The following is a 15,740-nucleotide window of genomic DNA, read 5'->3' on the forward strand; positions in this document are numbered from 1 at the left end:
TCCCTACGGGGACAGATCGAGCGCTGCCATCTCCTGCTCGATCGCATTTGCCGCGAAATGTACTCCGCGAGAACGGAGTTCGTGAACGCGGGATTGGAGTGCCTCGATCCCGCCCGGCTGCGCCGCGATATCGGCCACGCTGAGCCGTCCCGCCGCTCGGCGCACACCGGAATGCACGTATGCCACCGTGATACCTCCTGCCTCACGTAACGGTGAGTGATCGCCACGCTGCTGATCACCACCGAATACGCAGGACAAATGCTACCAGCGTTCCCTACTGGTCATTTGCTCAGTGTGACGGGTCACAAGATCTCGGCGTCGCGATGGTTGGTCAGGTTGTGCAGGTACACCGCGGCGTTGAGTTTGATCCCGTCCTGCTGGGCCGCAGTGAGTTCGCGACGCACCTTGCCCGGCACACCGGCCACCAGCGAGCCCGGCGGAATCTGCGCGCCCTCGGGAATCAGGGCATTGGCCGCGATCAGGCTGCCCGCGCCGATCACCGCGCCGTTGAGCACGGTGGCGCCCATGCCGACGAGCACGTCGTCGCCGATGGTGCAGCCGTGCAGAATCGCGTTGTGCCCCACCGAGACTCCGGTGCCGACGGTGAGCGCGAATCCGGGGTCGGCGTGCAGCACGCAGCCGTCCTGGATGTTGGTGCGCGCACCGATGGTGATCTGCTCGAGGTCCCCGCGCAGCACCGCCGAGTACCAGATGCCGACCTCGGCGCCCAGGCGCACCCGGCCGATCACGGTCGCGTTCGGCGCGATCCAGGCCGTGTCGTCGATCTCGGGCGTGAAGCCGCTCACCTTGATGATCATGAACCGATTATTACGCTGCCCCACGGTGGGCCGCCGACCAGGTGTCGAGCGAACGTTCGCCTGGGCCGATCGCGCGCGCCGGTCGATCGTTGCGGTGCGGGTGAAATGTTTTCGGCGTGATCGGCGATTCAACGAATAGTTCTGCTATCTAACAGTTTTCGTCGACCCGTGTCGCTCAGGCAGGCGCGGGCCCATCCTCTGAGGAGAAAGACATGTTGCGGAAGTTGCTGAAGGGCAATCGGTTCCGTGTAGTGGTCGGCGTGCTGTTGGCGCTGGTCGTGTTCGCTGTCAGTGCGTGCTCGTCGGACGGCGGTGCCGCCGAGGGGCCGGCATCGATCTCGGTGTCGAAGACTTCGGTGACCGCGACGACCTCGCCCGCACCGACGAGTTCGCCTGCGGCGCCGACTGATCCGGGTGGTGGCGGGTCGAGCCCTGAGTCGTCGCATCACCACTCGCCCACGCAGGCCGTGCCCGCAGCACCCCCGGTCGCACCCGGCGAGATCCCGCCCGGCTACAACTGCGTTCCCGGGCCGGACTGTGGGACCGACAACTGCAGTACCGAGGAGTGCGGGGTGGTCGAGACCGGTCCGGGCTGCCCGCCCGGTGTGAAGCACTGCGGAACCGACAACTGTGGCACCGACGAATGCGGTGTGGTGACACCGCCGGTCACGACCACCGTCGCCCCGACCACGACACCACCGGTGACGACGACATCGGAAACGGCCGCGCCGACCACCACTGCCCCGGAGACCACATCGAGCCAGCCGGCTTCGGTACCGGCATAGCCCCCTCGCGGGCTGATGGACATGTGATCACCATGCTCTGGTGCAGGAATAAGGGGGCTGAAACCTGCGCCAGGGCATGGTGATCTTGTTCTGTGGGGCTATTGGCGGGCGCCCAGGTACCAGTCGGGGGCGCCTTCGGTGGGTAGGTCGCGGAGTTTGTCGGGGTTGCGGACGACGTTGATCGCGACGACGCGCCCTGCGTCGACGACGAACGAGAAGACGCCGGCGTGCTTGCCGTCGAAGACGATCAGGCCGGGCATGCCGTTGACCAGCACGGCCCGGCCCCAGCCGTCCGCGGCGGTGTACCAGCCGAGCAGCATCTTGGCGATGAGCTCCGCGCCGCGCACCGGCTGGCGGATCGCGGGTACCTTGCCGCCGCCGTCGGCGGTGAGGACCACGTTCTCGTCGAGGATCCCGAGCAGCGAACTCAGATCGCCCGAACGCCAGGCCAGCGAGAAGGCCGACACGACCTTCTCCTGTTCGGCGGGCGAAGCGGGAAAACGTGGGGTGCCGTTCTCGACGTGTTTGCGGGCGCGCGAGGCGAGCTGGCGGACCGCGGCGGGGGTGCGACCGACCACCTCGGCGACCTCGGGGCCGGTCATGCCGAACACGTCTTGCAGCACGAACGCGGTGCGTTCGGCGGGCGAGAGCGATTCCAGCACGACCAGCAGCGCGGTGGTGACGCGTTCGTCCTGGGAGATGCGGTCGGCCGGATCGTCCCAGGAAGTGACCTCCGGTTCCGGCAGCCACTCGCCGACGTACTGTTCGCGGCGCACGCGCGCGGACCCGAGCTGGTCCAGCGCGAGACGGCCGATGACGGTGGTGAGCCAGGCGCGCAGGTTGTCGATCTCGGCTGCCTTGCCCGCCTCGAACTGGCGTTGTAGGCGCAGCCACGCGTCCTGCACCACGTCCTCGGCGTCGCTGATGCTGCCGAGCGTGCTGTAGGCGAGACGCCGCAGGTAGGGGCGGTGTTCCTCGAAGCGCCGGGCCAGTTCGGCCTGATCGAGAGGCTGCGGTGCGGTCATGGTGTGCGCCGTTCGGTTGATCTTGCTCGGGTCCGGCGAGTCTAGAAGTGCCGTCACAGTGATGACGAACCAGCGGTGCCGGGTGTGACATTCCCGGCTGGGGATACCCTCGGCCGGTGCGGAAAGGGACGTCGACGGCGGCGGGGTTGGTGCTGGGATTCGTGCTGGATCGGGTGTTCGCCGATCCGCGACGGTGGCATCCGGTGGCCGGATTCGGTTCGGCGGCAGCGGCGTTGGAAGGTCAGACCTACGTGGATGATCGCCGGGCCGGGGTGGTGCACGAGGTGATCGCGGTCGGTTCGGTCGTCGGCATCGGCGTACTGGTCGCTCGAACTGGTGGGGCGAGCGCCCGCAGTGGTTCGCTGGTCGCCCGTGCCGGTGGGTCGAGCGGTCGCGGCACTGTGCTGGTGACCGCGCTGGCTACGTGGACTGCACTGGGTGGGCGCAGTCTCGTCCGCGCCGGGTATGCCATGGCCGACCGACTCGAGGCGGGGGATCTCGTCGGCGCCCGCGAATTGTTGCCGTCGCTGTGTGGGCGCGACCCGTCGGTGCTCGATGCGGATGGGCTCGCGCGTGCGGCACTCGAATCCATTGCCGAGAACACCTCTGATGCGGCTGTCGCTCCGCTGCTGTGGGGTGCGGTGGCGGGGGTGCCGGGGCTGCTCGGGTACCGCGCGATCAACACCCTCGACGCGATGATCGGCTACCGCAACGAGCGCTATGAGAACTTCGGCTGGGCGGCGGCGCGTGTCGACGACCTCGCGAACCTGGTCCCCGCTCGTGTCACCGGGCTGCTCACTGCGGTCCTTGCCCCGCTGGTCGGCGGCACCGCAGGGGCGGCATTGCGGGCTTGGCGGCGGGACGCGGCCGGGCATCCGAGTCCGAATGCCGGGGTCGTCGAGGCATCGATGGCGGGGGCTCTCGGTATTCGCCTCGGGGGGCTTACGCAGTATCGGCACGGGATCGAGCTGCGGCCGACTCTCGGTGATGGGCCGACGCCGACGGCTGGGGATCTGCGTCGTGCGGTGCGGATGTCGGCGGCTGTGCAGGTCGGGGCGGTGGGGGTGGCTGTTGTGGTCAGGATGTTGCGGGGTAAGGGGTAGTGGGGGACGGGTTGTATGGCAGGGCCAGGGGTTGAGCGGTCCGGGGGCTGGGTTGTAGGGCAGAGCTAGGGGTTTGAGCGGTCCCGGGTGGTTTGACGCTGTGTTTATTGGAGCGCTGCCGCGCTCGAGTCGCGGCCCCTAGGGGCCGCGACCGGCCACTTCGTGGCCGTCCTCCCTCGGGGTCGGGAGTGCGGTGGGTGGGTTGGGAGGGTTGGGGAAGACGGGGACGGTCCGGGGTGAACTCTTTGGCTCGTGTGGTCAGTTGCGGCCGTAGCGGTCGGCTAGGCGGGCTTCGGTGGTGTGCTTTGCGGGGGGCGTTGAGGCGGTGGTGGGGTTGGTGGGGGGCGGTTCGGTTCGGTCTCGGCGGCGGGCTCGGAGTTCGGCTACTACGAAATAGCCGAGGCCGAGGGGGGCCATCAGGCCGAAGGCGAGCCATTGGAGGCCGTAGGAGAGGTAGGGGCCTGCGTCGAGTTGGGGGAGGGGAGTTGGTTTGAAGGCGCCGGGTTGGCCTTCGGCCAGTTGGAGGTAGCCGCCCTTGTCGGTGCCGGTGGGGATGGGGGTCAACTCGGTGCCGAGGACGGTGGATTCCTGGGTGGTGTCGACCGTGTACACCTGGCGGAAGCCGTCCTGGGTGCTGGGGAGTTTGTCGGGGACCACGCCTTCGGAGGCTCGGACTCGCGCTTCGATGCTCTGTGGGCCCGCGGGTGGGTCGGCGATCGTGGGTGGGCGGGTGCCGTCCACGGAGGCGACCAGGCCTCGGTCGACCAGAAGGGTGCGGCCGTCGTCGAGGCGGAAAGCGGCAAGGACCGCGTAGCCGGGGGCGCCGTCGAGGTGGCGTAGGCGGACCAGGACGGTGGAATCGGGGACGAAGGTGCCGGTCGCGGTGACCTTGCGCCATTCGGTGTGCGAGCCCGCATCGCCGTCGAGGACATCGGTGACGGTCACGGGGTCGGCCCGCACGGAGTCGGCGATCAGCTGGTTGCGGTGCTCGGTGCTGTCGTTCTTGCCGAGTTGCCATGGGGCGAGGACGGTGAAGCACAGGTAGGCGAACGCGGCGACGATCACCGCCAGGATCAGCCAGCTGGGGCGCAGCAGGAAGGTGAGTTTGCGCATCAGCGGGGCACGTCGGCGGCGTTGCGGGCGTCGAGTTCGGCGCGGACCCAGTCGAGCAGGCCGGGGACGGCGGCCTCGATCTGATCGCGGACCAGGTCGAAATCGGACTGGTCGCCGTAGTACGGGTCTGGCACATCGCGGCCGTCGGCGGCGGGGTCGAAGCTGCGCAGGAGCCTGCGCTGGTCGGTGGGGACGCCACGGTGGGCGAGTTCGCGGTCGTGGCCGGTGTCCAAGGTGACGATCAGGTCGGCGTCGCTGTGCTCGGGGCCGAAGGTCGCCGCGATGTGTTCGGTCGGGTAGCCGGCGTGGCGCAGGGTGGCCTCGGTGCGCGGGTCGGCCGGATCGCCGACATGCCACGAGCCGGTGCCCGCACTGCTCACCCGCACCCGGTTCGCGAGACCGGCTCGGGAGAGGTGCGCCTCGAACATCTTCGCGGCCATCGGCGAGCGGCAGATGTTGCCTGTGCAGATGAAGGTCACGTGCAACGGTTCCACGCGACCCATTGTCGCCGGTGCCGCGCCGCGGCCGCCACGTAGGGTGTTCACTTGTGTTCTCCGACTCCGTCGACCCCGCGATGCTGCGCCACCACGGCGACGTCGAGGCCCGTCCGGGCATGGTCGATTTCGCGGTGAACGTCCAGGGCATCGCCCCACCCGCCTGGCTGCGCGAACGCCTCGCCGCCCGGCTCACCGACCTCGGCCGCTACCCGAGCGCCGACGACGAGCACGCCGCCCGCGTCGCCGTCGCCGCCCGCCACGGGCGCTCACCCGAGGAGGTCCTGCTGCTGGCAGGTGCCGCCGAAGGGTTCGCGATGCTGCCCCGCCTGGCCTCGCGCCTCGCGGCCGTCATCCACCCGTCCTTCACCGAGCCGGAACTCGCCCTCCGCGAGGCAGACGTCCCGGTCACCCGCGTGATCCTGGACCGCCCGTACACCCTCGACCCCACCCTGGTCCCCGAAGAAGCCGACCTCGTGGTCCTCGGCAACCCCACCAACCCGACCTCGATCCTGCATCCCGCCGCGTCGATCCAGGCACTGCGGCAGCCGAGACGGATCGTGGTCGTCGATGAAGCGTTCGCGGACGCGGTGGTCGCCCGCTCGGCCACCCCGTCTGCAATGTCGTCGACCCGGTCGTCCGTATACGCGGCCGGTCCGGCGGACGCGCCCGGCGGATCCAGTGCACTGCGCTCCCGCGCGCAGGGTGGAACCAGCGATGGGGTTGCGTATGGCCGCCTATCGATCCCGAGTGGCGCCGACACCGGGGCAGACGGCACTGCCCACGGATCAGATGACCGCACCGGTGTGGGAGGTCGAGCCGATGGCGAACCGGAGTCGTTGGCAGGTCTCTCGGCGCCCGACGTGCTCGTTTTCCGCAGCCTGACCAAGACCTGGGCGCTGGCGGGCCTGCGTTGTGGCTACGCCCTCGGCGCCCCCGACGTCCTGGCCCGCCTGACCCACGGTCGCCCCCACTGGCCACTGGGCACCCTCCAGCTGGAGGCGATCATTGCGACCGCGCAACCGTCGGCCGTCGCGGAGTCGCGGCGCTACGCCGACCGCATCGCCGCCGACCGCATCGCCATGATCGAGCGCCTCACCGCACTCGGCCTCGACGTGCACACCCCGGCCACCGGCCCGTTCGTGCTGCTGCGTGTTCCCGACGGCGAACTCGTGCGCAAACGCCTCGCCGACCGTGGCATCGCGGTCCGCCGCGCCGACACCTTCCCCGGCCTCGGCCCCGACCACCTGCGCGTGGCGGTCCGTGGCGCCGCCGAGGTCGATGTTTTGATCGACGCCCTGAACGCAGCGCTGTGGTGATCGCCCGCAGCGACCGCCGGTCAGTCCACCCGGCACTGTCGGACTGCGCGCGCGACGTTGCTGGCGCACTTCCGAAAAGCTTGCGGGGCAACGCAAGAGGGTGGACCAAGACGTGAGCACGCCAGACGAACATCCCCACGAAACGAAGGAGGCGGCGGTGACCGACCTGGCCGAACTGATCGGGGTACTCGACGCGGCGTATCCGCCGAGACTGGCCGAATCGTGGGATTCGGTGGGGCTCGTGTGTGGGGATTCCGCGCAGGTTGTCAACAAGGTGATGTTCGCCGTCGACGCGACCGCCGCCGTGGTCGACGAGGCAATCGCTTGGGGTGCACAGGCTTTGGTCGTGCACCATCCGTTGTTGCTGCGCGGGGTCGACACCGTCGCCGCCGATACGCCCAAAGGCGCACTGCTGCACCGGTTGATCCGATCCGGCTGTGCCCTGTTCTCCGCGCACACCAACGCCGATTCCGCCGACCCCGGTGTCTCCGATGCGCTCGCCGCCGCGGTCGGCCTCACTGTCACCGGCCCGCTGGATCCCAAACCCCTTGCCTCGGTGGACAAGTGGGTCATCCAGGTGCCGCAGACCCACACCGCCTCGCTGATGTCGGCCCTGTTCACCGCGGGTGCGGGTTCGATCGGCGACTACCGCGAAGCCGCGTGGTACACCTCGGGCACCGGCCAGTTCCTCCCGGTCGCGGGCGCCAACCCGGCGATCGGCGCGATCGGCACCGTCGAAACGGTCACCGAGGACGCGGTCGAGGTGGTCGCGCCCCCGACTTCGCGCCTCGCCGTCCTCGCCGCCCTGCGCGCCGCCCACCCGTACGAGGAACCCGCCTACCACGTCACCGAACGCGCACCCCTGCCGTCCTCGCTCGGCATCGGCCGCATCGGCGTCCTCCCCGAGCCCGAAACGCTGCGCGAATTCACCGCCCGCGTCGGCGTCGGCCTCCCACGCACCGTCTGGGGCGTGCGCGCCGCGGGCGACCCCGAGCGCATGATCGAACGGGTGGCGGTCTGCGGCGGCGCGGGCGACTCCTACCTCGACAAGGCCATCCGCGCCGGCGTCGACGCCTACCTCACCTCCGACCTGCGCCACCACCCCGTCGACGAACACCTGCGCCGTGGCGGCCCCGCTCTCATCGACGCCGCCCACTGGGCCACCGAGTTCCCCTGGTGCGGCCAGGCCGAACAGTTCGTCAACGCCGCGCTTCCCACCGTGGAAACCCGCGTCTGCACCCTGCGCACCGACCCGTGGACGGTCAGCGGCTGAGCTTCACCACTGCACCTTCTCATCGGGTCTTGGCTAGATCACACCTCGCGGCGCGGTACGGTTGATCGATCCATCCACCCACTGTTCAGGAGTTCGTGCGCGTTGAATGTCGAACCGTCGGTCCAGACCAAGCTGTTGCAGCTCGCAGGAGTCGATGCCGAGTTGACGCGCATCGCCCACCGCCGTTCCGCCCTGCCCGAACAGCAGGAAGTGACGCGGCTGGCGGCCGAGCGTAACGGCTACAAGGACGCGGCCGTGGCGGTGGAGATCGGCATCGACGATCTGGATCGCGACATCCGCAAGCTCGAGGGCGAGGTCGAGGCGGTGCGCAAGCGCGAGGACCGCGACCGCGGCATGCTCACCGCGGGCACCGTCGCCGCCAAGCAGCTCTCCGAGATCCAGCACGAACTGGGCAGCCTGGAGCGTCGCCGCTCGGTGCTCGAGGACGAGCTGCTGACCGTGATGGAACAGCGTGAGGCGATGATCGCCGACCACGACCACGCGGGTGCGCGGCTGAGCAAGGCCGACACCGACCTCGAAGACGCCGAACGGCTGCGCGACGAGGCGATGGCCGATCTCGAAGTGGCCCAGCAGCGTTGCGAGAAGGACCGCGCCGAGCTGATCGGCCTGTTCCCGGCCGAGCTGATCGCCGTCTACGACAAGCAGCGCGCGGCACACGGTGTCGGCGCGGCACTGCTGCAGGCCCGTCGCTGCGGCGCCTGCCGGATCGAGATCGACCGCGGCGAGATGCAGCGCATCGCCAAGGCCGCGCCCGACGCGGTGCTGCGCTGCCCGGAATGCAGCGCGATCATGGTGCGCACCAAGGAATCGGGGCTGTGACCGGAGCGGTGCGCTGATGCGCGAGGTGATCGTCGAGGCCGACGGTGGCTCGCGCGGCAATCCCGGGCCGGCCGGTTACGGTGCGGTGGTTTTCGCCGCCGATCATGTGCGGGTGCTCGCCGAACGTAAGGAGTACATCGGCGTCGCCACCAACAATGTGGCCGAATACCGAGGGCTGCTCGCGGGTTTGGCGGCGTCGGCGGAGTTGGGCGCGCGGGTTGTCACGGTGCGGATGGATTCCAAACTCGTCGTCGAACAGATGTCGGGACGCTGGAAGATCAAGCACGCCTCGATGATTCCGCTCGCCGAGCAGGCGCGGGCGCTGGTCGCCGGGTTCGATCGGGTGAGTTTCACCTGGATTCCGCGCGCGCAGAATTCGCACGCGGATCGGCTCGCGAACGAGGCGATGGACGACGGCGAGCTCACCGGAACCGTGCGCGAGGCCGTCGCTGCCGGTTACGCCGCGGGTGACCAAGTCGCCGTGCCGACGACGAGTGCCGCGACGACATCGGCTGACGCTACGAAATCGGTTGACGCGAACAAGATTTCGCCCGGTTGGACCGGCGCCGTCGGCAAACCCACCCGCCTGCTGCTGCTACGCCACGGCCAAACCGCGCTGTCGGTCGAGCGCCGCTACTCCGGCCGCGGCAACCCGCCACTGACCGAACTGGGTCGCGAACAAGCCGAACGCGCCGCGAAAATGCTTGCCGCCAAGGGCGATATCGCCGCCGTGGTCAGTTCCCCGCTGCAACGCGCCCGCTCCACCGCCGAAGCCGCCGCGACCGCCCTCGACGTGCCACTGCGCATCCTCGACGGCCTCACCGAAACCGACTTCGGCGACTGGGAAGGTCTGACCTTCGCCGAAGCCGCCCAACGTGATCCGCAGCTGCACAGCGACTGGCTGGGCGACCCGTCGATCCCCGCGCCAGGTGGTGAGAGTTTCGACCAGGTCCGCGAACGGATCGAAGGGGTGCGTCGCGATCTGGTGGCAATGTACCCGGGCCAGAATGTGGTCGTGGTCAGCCACGTCACCCCGATCAAGACCTTGCTGCAGTTGGCGCTGGGCGTTGGCCCGTCGCTGCTGTACCGCCTGCACCTCGACCTCGCGTCGCTGTGCCTCGCCGAGTTCTACCCCGACGGTGGCGCTTCGGTGCGCCTGGTCAACGACACCTCCTACCTGTGAGCTAGCCGCCTGTCACCCGGGCACGGTACGGTCACCCCCGGCTGAGGCGTCGACGTAACGACGACGCCGCCGCGCCCGAAAGATTCTCGGGCGGGCGGACTGCCGCAGCCACCTAGGAAAGGTACTTGATGAGGTTTCTACGGATGGCGGCGTTCGCGGCGGCCATCGCGGGGGTGCTCACCGCGTCCGCGGGTGCGGGCAGCGTGACGGCCGATCCGAGCGTGGTGCTCGGCGCGGCCTCGGGCATTGTCTTCGACAACAACTCCGGTTGTTCGCTCACGGCCATCGGCCACGACAGCGCGGGCCGCCTCGTCGGTCTCACGGCGGGTCACTGCGCGCCGACCGGTTCGCGGGTCGGTGCCGAGCAGGCGCTCAAAGCGGGCGTGATCGGTACCGTCGCCTATTCCGACGACGGCGAATACCTGGATTTCGCTGTGCTGCAACTGGATGCGTCGAAGGTGATCCCGGTGCGCACCATCGGCCAGACCACCGTCGCGGGCATCGGTGCCGCGCCCGGCGCCGGCGCCACGGTGTGCTCCGACGGCCGCACCAGCGGTCGCAGCTGCGGTGTGGTGTGGGGTGAACTCGAGGGCACCTCGATCAACCAGTACTGCTCGCAGCCAGGCGATTCCGGCGGCCCCGTCGTGGTCGGCGACCGGCTGATCGGCATGAACCAGGGCCGCCTCACCGGCCTCGGCCCCGTCGACTTCGACGTCCCCTGCACCAACGGCGCGAACCCGATCCACTCGCCCGCCTACTTCCAGCCCATCCAGGTGATCCTGGACGTGCTCAACCGCGCAGGCGGCGTAGGCGCGGGCTTCCAGCCCATCTGATCGACCCACGAAAACACAAGGGGCGCAGCACCGAACAGGTGCCGCGCCCTTTGTCGGTCACCGACGGTCGCGCACCGCACAGCAGTGTCCAGATCCGCACGGCGGCGCACACGCGCGACGGCCGGCCGTTCACCTCGTTCCGGCACACCGCATCCTTGGCGCGTTCAGCCGAGGCCGCGTTCGTGCATGAGCAGCAGCCCGTAGGCGGCGACGGTGTGGGCGTCGACGATCTCGCCGCGCAGGATCATCGCCTCCACCTGGGAACGGGAGAACCAGGCGGTGCGCATGTCCTGTTCCTCGTGTTCGCGTTCGGGCTCGCCGGGGGTGAGGTCGGTGGCGAGGAAGCAGTGGCCGCGCTGGTTGGTCATGGCGGGTGCGGTGGCCAGCGCGCCGAGGCGGGTCATGGTGGCGGCTCGCAGGCCGGTTTCCTCGCGTAATTCGTTGTGCGCCACCTCAGCCGGGGTCGGTGCTGTGCCGGGGGCCGGGGTTCCCGCGGGGAACTCCCAGCACCGCAGGCCCATCGGATAGCGGAACTGTTCGACGAGGTGGAATCCCTTGCCGTCGAACGGGATCACCAGGGCCCAGTCGACCTTGTCGAGCACCCCGTAGATCCCGGTCGACCCGTCCGCTCGCCGAACAGTGTCCTCTCGCAACCGCATCCACGGATTGGTGTAAATCGTGCGCGAGCTGATCTGTTCCATCAGCCCATGGTGCCTCAGGGACGCAGGACCGAGACCAGGAATTCGGTTTGGTCTTTGACCACCTGTTCGAAGACATCGTCGAAGTACACGTCGAAGTGGCCGACCGGATACTGCTTGACCACTGCGTGTTTGGTGCGTTCAGCGGCCTTGCGGGTGGGGCCGGCGGGGGCGATCGAGTCGTTCTCGGCGATCGCGTAGAACACCGGGACCTTCAGCGACTTCGCGCGGCGGCCGGGGGCGTCGAAAAGAGTGGAGAAGGCAACGCGGGCACCGACTTTGGGGTCGTAGGTGTCGCTCTCCTCGGCGAGACGGCCGTAACCCTCTGGGACGTCCGTGGCGCTCATCAACGCCGCCGAACGTTTACGCCCGGCCAGCCGGATACGAACGGGCTTGCGGCGAATCGGGCCGAAGAGCAGATCGGTGAAGGCGATGGCACCGACCTTGGTCATGCTGATCGGCCCCTTCGCCATCGACGACGCCCACCCGCTGGTGAACGGCACCTGCGCCACCACCGCGGCGATGTAATCGTCGTCGGGCGCCACCGCCAGCACGTGCCCACCGCCGAACGAGGTGCCCCACAACGCGATCCGGGTGGCATCGAAGCCGCGGATGCTGCGCGCGTAGGCGATTGCGGCCTTCCAGTCCTCACGCTGGCGCGCGATGCTCAGTACCTGGCGGGGCGCACCCTCACTGGTACCGAAACCGCGATAATCGAAGGCCAGCACCCCCATTCCCGCCGCGACGAACCGCCGCGCATACCGATCCAACCCCATCTCGCGGGTCGCCCCCAGCCCGTGTCCCATGATCACCAACGGGCGCGATCGAGGCGCACCGTCGGGCAGGTAGAGCCACGCGGCGCACTGCTGGTCACCCGAAGGGAAACTGACGTCGACACGTTCCATGAGTCAATACCGTACTGCGTTTTCTGGCGGTGTTCCCGGGGCCCTCCGTGGTTACGCGGGCTGCCTCCTCCGGGCCCGTCGCGCACACCGCGTACTCTGTACCGGCGGGCGAGTCGGCCGGGCGACCGCGGTAACGGGAACGGGCACTTCGGTGTCGCCGCCCGGTGCCGAGGAAAGTCCGGACTCCACAGAGCAGGGCGGTTGTTAACGGCAACCCGGGGTGACCCGCGGGACAGTGCCACAGAAAACAGACCGCCGCACGCACGTGCGGTAAGGGTGAAACGGTGCGGTAAGAGCGCACCAGCGCCCCGGGTGACCGGGGCGGCTAGGTAAACCCCGCCCGGAGCAAGGTCGAAGGTCGCACCGGCAACGGTGCGGCTGCGCAGGTGTTCGAGGGCTGCTCGCCCGAGCCTGCGGGTGGACCGCTCGAGGCACCCGGCGACGGTGTGTCCAGATGGATGGTCGCCCCCCGATGCGAATGGTATCGGGGACAGGATCCGGCTTACAGGCCGGCTCGCCCGCCCACGAAACGCGAAGGCGGCGGTTCCCCAACAGGGAGCCGCCGCCTTGTTTCGCTGTAATTCAGCACATCATCTTGGACATCTGGTAAACGGCCGTGGCCTCTTCGGTGGTCGCGGCGACATCGCCGTTCTTGGCGGCCTTCTGGATCGTGGCGATGGTGTCGGCCTCGGACTTGCCCGCCTTGATGTCGGAGCACGAGTGGTTCAGCACCGCGGCGATGGCGGCGTCGTCACGTCCTTCCGACAGCTTCGGGAAGGCACTGCGGTAGCTCACCACGAACATGCCTGCCCGGCTGGCCTCGACCTGGAAGGCGGGCGAGGCGGTGGTGGTGACGGCGGGGGAACCGGCGGAGGAAGAGTCGTCGCTGCAGCCGGCCAGAAGCAGGGCGAAGACGGTGGCGCTGGCCGCGATGGCGGCGGTAGTTCTACTCACGGAGCGGGATGGTAGCGCTCCAGGAAACACGCCGCTTCCCGTGTGGTTAACGGGAAGCGACATGTTCGCTGATCGTGCGGTGAGCTACAGCGGGTTGATCGCCAGCATGTGTGCCCAATAGCTGGCCGCGTCCGGTCCGACGAGCGGTGTCAGGTAATCGAAAATAATCCACGACATACGTTCGCAAACTCCCATTTGTCGACGTGAGTGCTGCGCGAGCGGCAGTTGCCGACTGCGCCGCCGCCACAGTAACAATCGCGGGCCGAGTCGCTGTGCCTGTGTGTCGAGACGGTGAAAATGCGCTGGAACTCGTCGCCGAACGTGAGCGAGGTCATATGATCGCCGTCGGCAGGGCTCACCTCCTCCTCGGGCCCACTACATTCGATCGCGGAAGCAGGTCACATTTACATGCGGGTAGTTCGTTCCATTGTCGCCGGCGCACTCATCGCCGGAGCCGCTGCGGTTTGCGCCACGCTGGGTGCCGGTTCGGCGAGCGCGGTCGCGGTCACCCCGCTCGCGGGTGGGGTTCAGGTCGACCTCAGCCCGGCCGATACCGCCTGGGTGCACCAGAATCGGTTCGGTCTGACCCTGGCCGGTCTGCCGCATCCGTCGGCGGCCTCGTTCGGTCAGGCGCTCGACGCGGCCGCGACCGTGTCCTCCGCCGTGCCCAACGGTCGGGTCACCTTCACCGTGTACGGCCCGTTCGATCAGCTCAACGGGACCATGCTCGCTCTGCAGTAGGACTCGCTACTCTGCGAGAATGGACTTCGAACACAGGACGGGTAGTTCGCAGGATCGGGGTCGGACGGCTCATTCCCACTTCGACGACACGAACGGAACCGATTTCCAACTGCACCAGCGGATCGTCTCGGCGCCGGTCGACTTCGGCGCCATCCGTTCCGAATTCGGACTGGCCTCGGAATATCCGGCCGAGGCCGTCTCCGACGCCCGCGACGCGGTCGACGCGTTCGCGGGCACTCGGGTCGATCGGACCGATATCGAGTTCGTGACCATCGACCCGCCCAGCGCGCTGGATCTGGACCAGGCGCTGCACATCGAACGCACGCCAACCGGCTTCACCCTGCACTACGCGATCGCCGATCTCGGTGCGGTGATCGTGCCGGGCAGCGCACTCGCCGCTGAATCCGAAATCCGCGGCCAGACTCACTATTTGCCCGACGGCAATGTTCCGCTGCATCCGACCGTGCTGTCCGAGGGTGCCGCGAGCTTGCTGCCCGGTGTCGACCGGCCTGTCGCGCTGTGGACCATCGAACTCGACAACAATGCTGTGCCGCTGAGCTTTTCGGTGATGCGCGCCTTGGTGCGCTCCCGGGAGCGGTTCGATTACGCGCAGGTGCAAGCAGCCGCGGATTCCGGCACTCTGCACCCGTCGTTGGTGGCGCTCCCTGAATTCGGCCGACTGCGGATCGAGGCGGGTCTCGATCAGGGTGCCATCTCGCTGCGGCTGCCCGCGCAGGAAGTGGTTCCCGACGGCGACGGCTGGCGCCTCCAGTTGGAGCCGCGGACCGCCGCCGACGACTGGAACGAGCAGGTTTCGTTGCTCACCGGAATGTGCGCGGCACGAATCATGGTGGAGCACAAGGGTGTCGGCCTGCTGCGCACGATGCCACCGCCGCCGGCCAGCGCGATCGAATCGATGCGGCGCACGGCCGCGGCCCTCGGTGTGGAGTGGTCGGCGGGGATGCCGGTCGGGCGGATGCTCGCCGGGCTCGATGCGAATGCCCCCGCGGCGCTGGTGTTGATGTCGGAAGCTACCGGATTGTTGCGTGGGGCCAGCTACACCTTGCTGGCCGAGCTGGAGAATCCGACGCCGGATCAGTTGACGCACAGTGCGATCGGGGCACCGTACGCGCACGTGACAGCGCCGCTGCGGCGCTTGGCCGACCGCTTCACCACCGAGATCTGCCTGGCCCTGTGTGCCGGTGTCGAGGTGCCGCAGTGGGCCGTGGACGGGTTGAAGGGGGCTGCCGAGACGATGCGGCGCACCGATGCTGTGGCCAACAAGGTCGATCGGGCGTGCGTCGATCTGACCGAGGCGACTGTTCTCGCGCCTCGGGTCGGCACGAACTTCTCGGCTGTGGTTCTGCGGGCCGCCAATGGGTCTCGGCCTGCCGAGGTGTTCGTCAGCGCGCCGCCGATTCTCGCGCGGTGTGAGGGTGAGCCGGCGGAAGGGGAGACTGTGGTTGTGCGGTTGGTTGTTGCTGATCCGGGGACTCGGGCTATCGGGTTCGCATATGACGGGGGTGTCAAGGGATGACTGGGGTTTGAGTTGTTCTGGATAGTTTGAGGCTGTGTTTGTTGGAGCGCTGGCGCGCTCGAGCGCGGCCCCCTTGGGGCCGCGAGTTAGCCGCCGTTGCTCGCGCTTCGCGCATGCGC

Annotated in this window: 17 protein-coding genes and 1 other RNA gene; 9 read left to right on the forward strand and 9 right to left on the reverse strand. The window is 68.6% G+C overall.

Annotation, left to right across the window (positions count from 1 at the left end; translation table 11 throughout):
* Positions 1-3: 3 nt before the first annotated feature.
* The 4 genes from ACFWUP_RS28460 to sigJ form a co-directional block, all read right to left on the reverse strand.
* Complete coding sequence (locus ACFWUP_RS28460) at positions 4-186, reverse strand: hypothetical protein (RefSeq protein WP_379239045.1); 183 nt, start codon at positions 184-186, stop codon at positions 4-6.
* A 116-nt stretch (positions 187-302) separates the two neighbouring features.
* Entirely contained in the window at positions 303-818 is a 516-nt protein-coding gene (locus tag ACFWUP_RS28465) for a gamma carbonic anhydrase family protein (protein ID WP_379239046.1), read from the reverse strand.
* A gap of 511 nt (positions 819-1,329) precedes the next feature.
* Positions 1,330-1,626: a hypothetical protein gene (locus ACFWUP_RS28470; protein ID WP_379239047.1), complete on the reverse strand. Its 297-nt coding sequence runs from the start codon at positions 1,624-1,626 to the stop codon at positions 1,330-1,332.
* A gap of 75 nt (positions 1,627-1,701) precedes the next feature.
* Complete coding sequence (gene sigJ, locus ACFWUP_RS28475) at positions 1,702-2,628, reverse strand: RNA polymerase sigma factor SigJ (RefSeq protein ID WP_379239048.1); 927 nt, start codon at positions 2,626-2,628, stop codon at positions 1,702-1,704.
* Positions 2,629-2,744: 116 nt separating this feature from the next.
* Between sigJ and ACFWUP_RS28480 the strand changes: the two genes are divergently transcribed.
* On the forward strand, positions 2,745-3,731 hold the full coding sequence (locus ACFWUP_RS28480; RefSeq protein ID WP_379239049.1) for a cobalamin biosynthesis protein: 987 nt from the start codon (positions 2,745-2,747) through the stop codon (positions 3,729-3,731).
* Between the two features lie 258 nt (positions 3,732-3,989).
* Here ACFWUP_RS28480 and ACFWUP_RS28485 read toward each other — a convergent pair whose 3' ends face one another.
* Together ACFWUP_RS28485 and ACFWUP_RS28490 are read right to left on the reverse strand one after the other, a co-directional pair.
* Positions 3,990-4,844 carry an SURF1 family protein gene (locus ACFWUP_RS28485; protein WP_379239050.1) on the reverse strand — a complete coding sequence of 285 codons (855 nt, stop codon included), beginning with the start codon at positions 4,842-4,844 and terminating at the stop codon, positions 3,990-3,992.
* On the reverse strand, positions 4,844-5,347 hold the full coding sequence (locus ACFWUP_RS28490; protein WP_379239065.1) for a low molecular weight protein-tyrosine-phosphatase: 504 nt from the start codon (positions 5,345-5,347) through the stop codon (positions 4,844-4,846). The genes ACFWUP_RS28485 and ACFWUP_RS28490 overlap by 1 nt, the downstream gene beginning before the upstream one ends.
* A gap of 71 nt (positions 5,348-5,418) precedes the next feature.
* On the opposite strand from ACFWUP_RS28490, the gene ACFWUP_RS28495 reads away from it, so the two are divergent.
* From ACFWUP_RS28495 to ACFWUP_RS28515, 5 genes are all read left to right on the forward strand, one after another.
* Positions 5,419-6,657, forward strand: a complete 1,239-nt coding sequence (locus ACFWUP_RS28495; RefSeq protein WP_379239066.1) for a pyridoxal phosphate-dependent aminotransferase — start codon at positions 5,419-5,421, stop codon at positions 6,655-6,657.
* 112 nt (positions 6,658-6,769) lie between these two features.
* A complete protein-coding gene (locus ACFWUP_RS28500; protein ID WP_379239051.1) occupies positions 6,770-7,930 on the forward strand; it encodes a Nif3-like dinuclear metal center hexameric protein in 1,161 nt (386 codons plus the stop codon).
* 102 nt (positions 7,931-8,032) lie between these two features.
* Positions 8,033-8,770: a zinc ribbon domain-containing protein gene (locus ACFWUP_RS28505; protein WP_379239052.1), complete on the forward strand. Its 738-nt coding sequence runs from the start codon at positions 8,033-8,035 to the stop codon at positions 8,768-8,770.
* Positions 8,771-8,786: 16 nt separating this feature from the next.
* Positions 8,787-9,953 carry a bifunctional RNase H/acid phosphatase gene (locus ACFWUP_RS28510; RefSeq protein ID WP_379239053.1) on the forward strand — a complete coding sequence of 389 codons (1,167 nt, stop codon included), beginning with the start codon at positions 8,787-8,789 and terminating at the stop codon, positions 9,951-9,953.
* 128 nt (positions 9,954-10,081) lie between these two features.
* On the forward strand, positions 10,082-10,786 hold the full coding sequence (locus ACFWUP_RS28515) for a hypothetical protein (protein WP_379239054.1): 705 nt from the start codon (positions 10,082-10,084) through the stop codon (positions 10,784-10,786).
* A 164-nt stretch (positions 10,787-10,950) separates the two neighbouring features.
* Here ACFWUP_RS28515 and ACFWUP_RS28520 read toward each other — a convergent pair whose 3' ends face one another.
* Positions 10,951-11,487, reverse strand: a complete 537-nt coding sequence (locus tag ACFWUP_RS28520) for an NUDIX domain-containing protein (RefSeq protein ID WP_379239055.1) — start codon at positions 11,485-11,487, stop codon at positions 10,951-10,953.
* 14 nt (positions 11,488-11,501) lie between these two features.
* On the reverse strand, positions 11,502-12,389 hold the full coding sequence (locus ACFWUP_RS28525; protein ID WP_379239056.1) for an alpha/beta hydrolase: 888 nt from the start codon (positions 12,387-12,389) through the stop codon (positions 11,502-11,504).
* Positions 12,390-12,498: 109 nt separating this feature from the next.
* On the opposite strand from ACFWUP_RS28525, the gene rnpB reads away from it, so the two are divergent.
* Positions 12,499-12,910, forward strand: an RNA gene (gene rnpB, locus ACFWUP_RS28530) — RNase P RNA component class A.
* A 61-nt stretch (positions 12,911-12,971) separates the two neighbouring features.
* Here rnpB and ACFWUP_RS28535 read toward each other — a convergent pair.
* Positions 12,972-13,343 carry a hypothetical protein gene (locus ACFWUP_RS28535; protein WP_379239057.1) on the reverse strand — a complete coding sequence of 124 codons (372 nt, stop codon included), beginning with the start codon at positions 13,341-13,343 and terminating at the stop codon, positions 12,972-12,974.
* 408 nt (positions 13,344-13,751) lie between these two features.
* Here ACFWUP_RS28535 and ACFWUP_RS28540 point away from each other — a divergent pair, with 408 nt between their 5' ends.
* Positions 13,752-14,084 (forward strand): hypothetical protein, encoded by a 333-nt coding sequence (locus ACFWUP_RS28540; protein WP_379239058.1) that lies wholly within the window; start codon positions 13,752-13,754, stop codon positions 14,082-14,084.
* Between the two features lie 19 nt (positions 14,085-14,103).
* Entirely contained in the window at positions 14,104-15,621 is a 1,518-nt protein-coding gene (locus ACFWUP_RS28545) for an RNB domain-containing ribonuclease (protein WP_379239059.1), read from the forward strand.
* Positions 15,622-15,740: the final 119 nt, after the last annotated feature.

It is taken from the genome of Nocardia sp. NPDC058658 (assembly GCF_042716665.1).
Lineage (GTDB): Bacteria > Actinomycetota > Actinomycetes > Mycobacteriales > Mycobacteriaceae > Nocardia.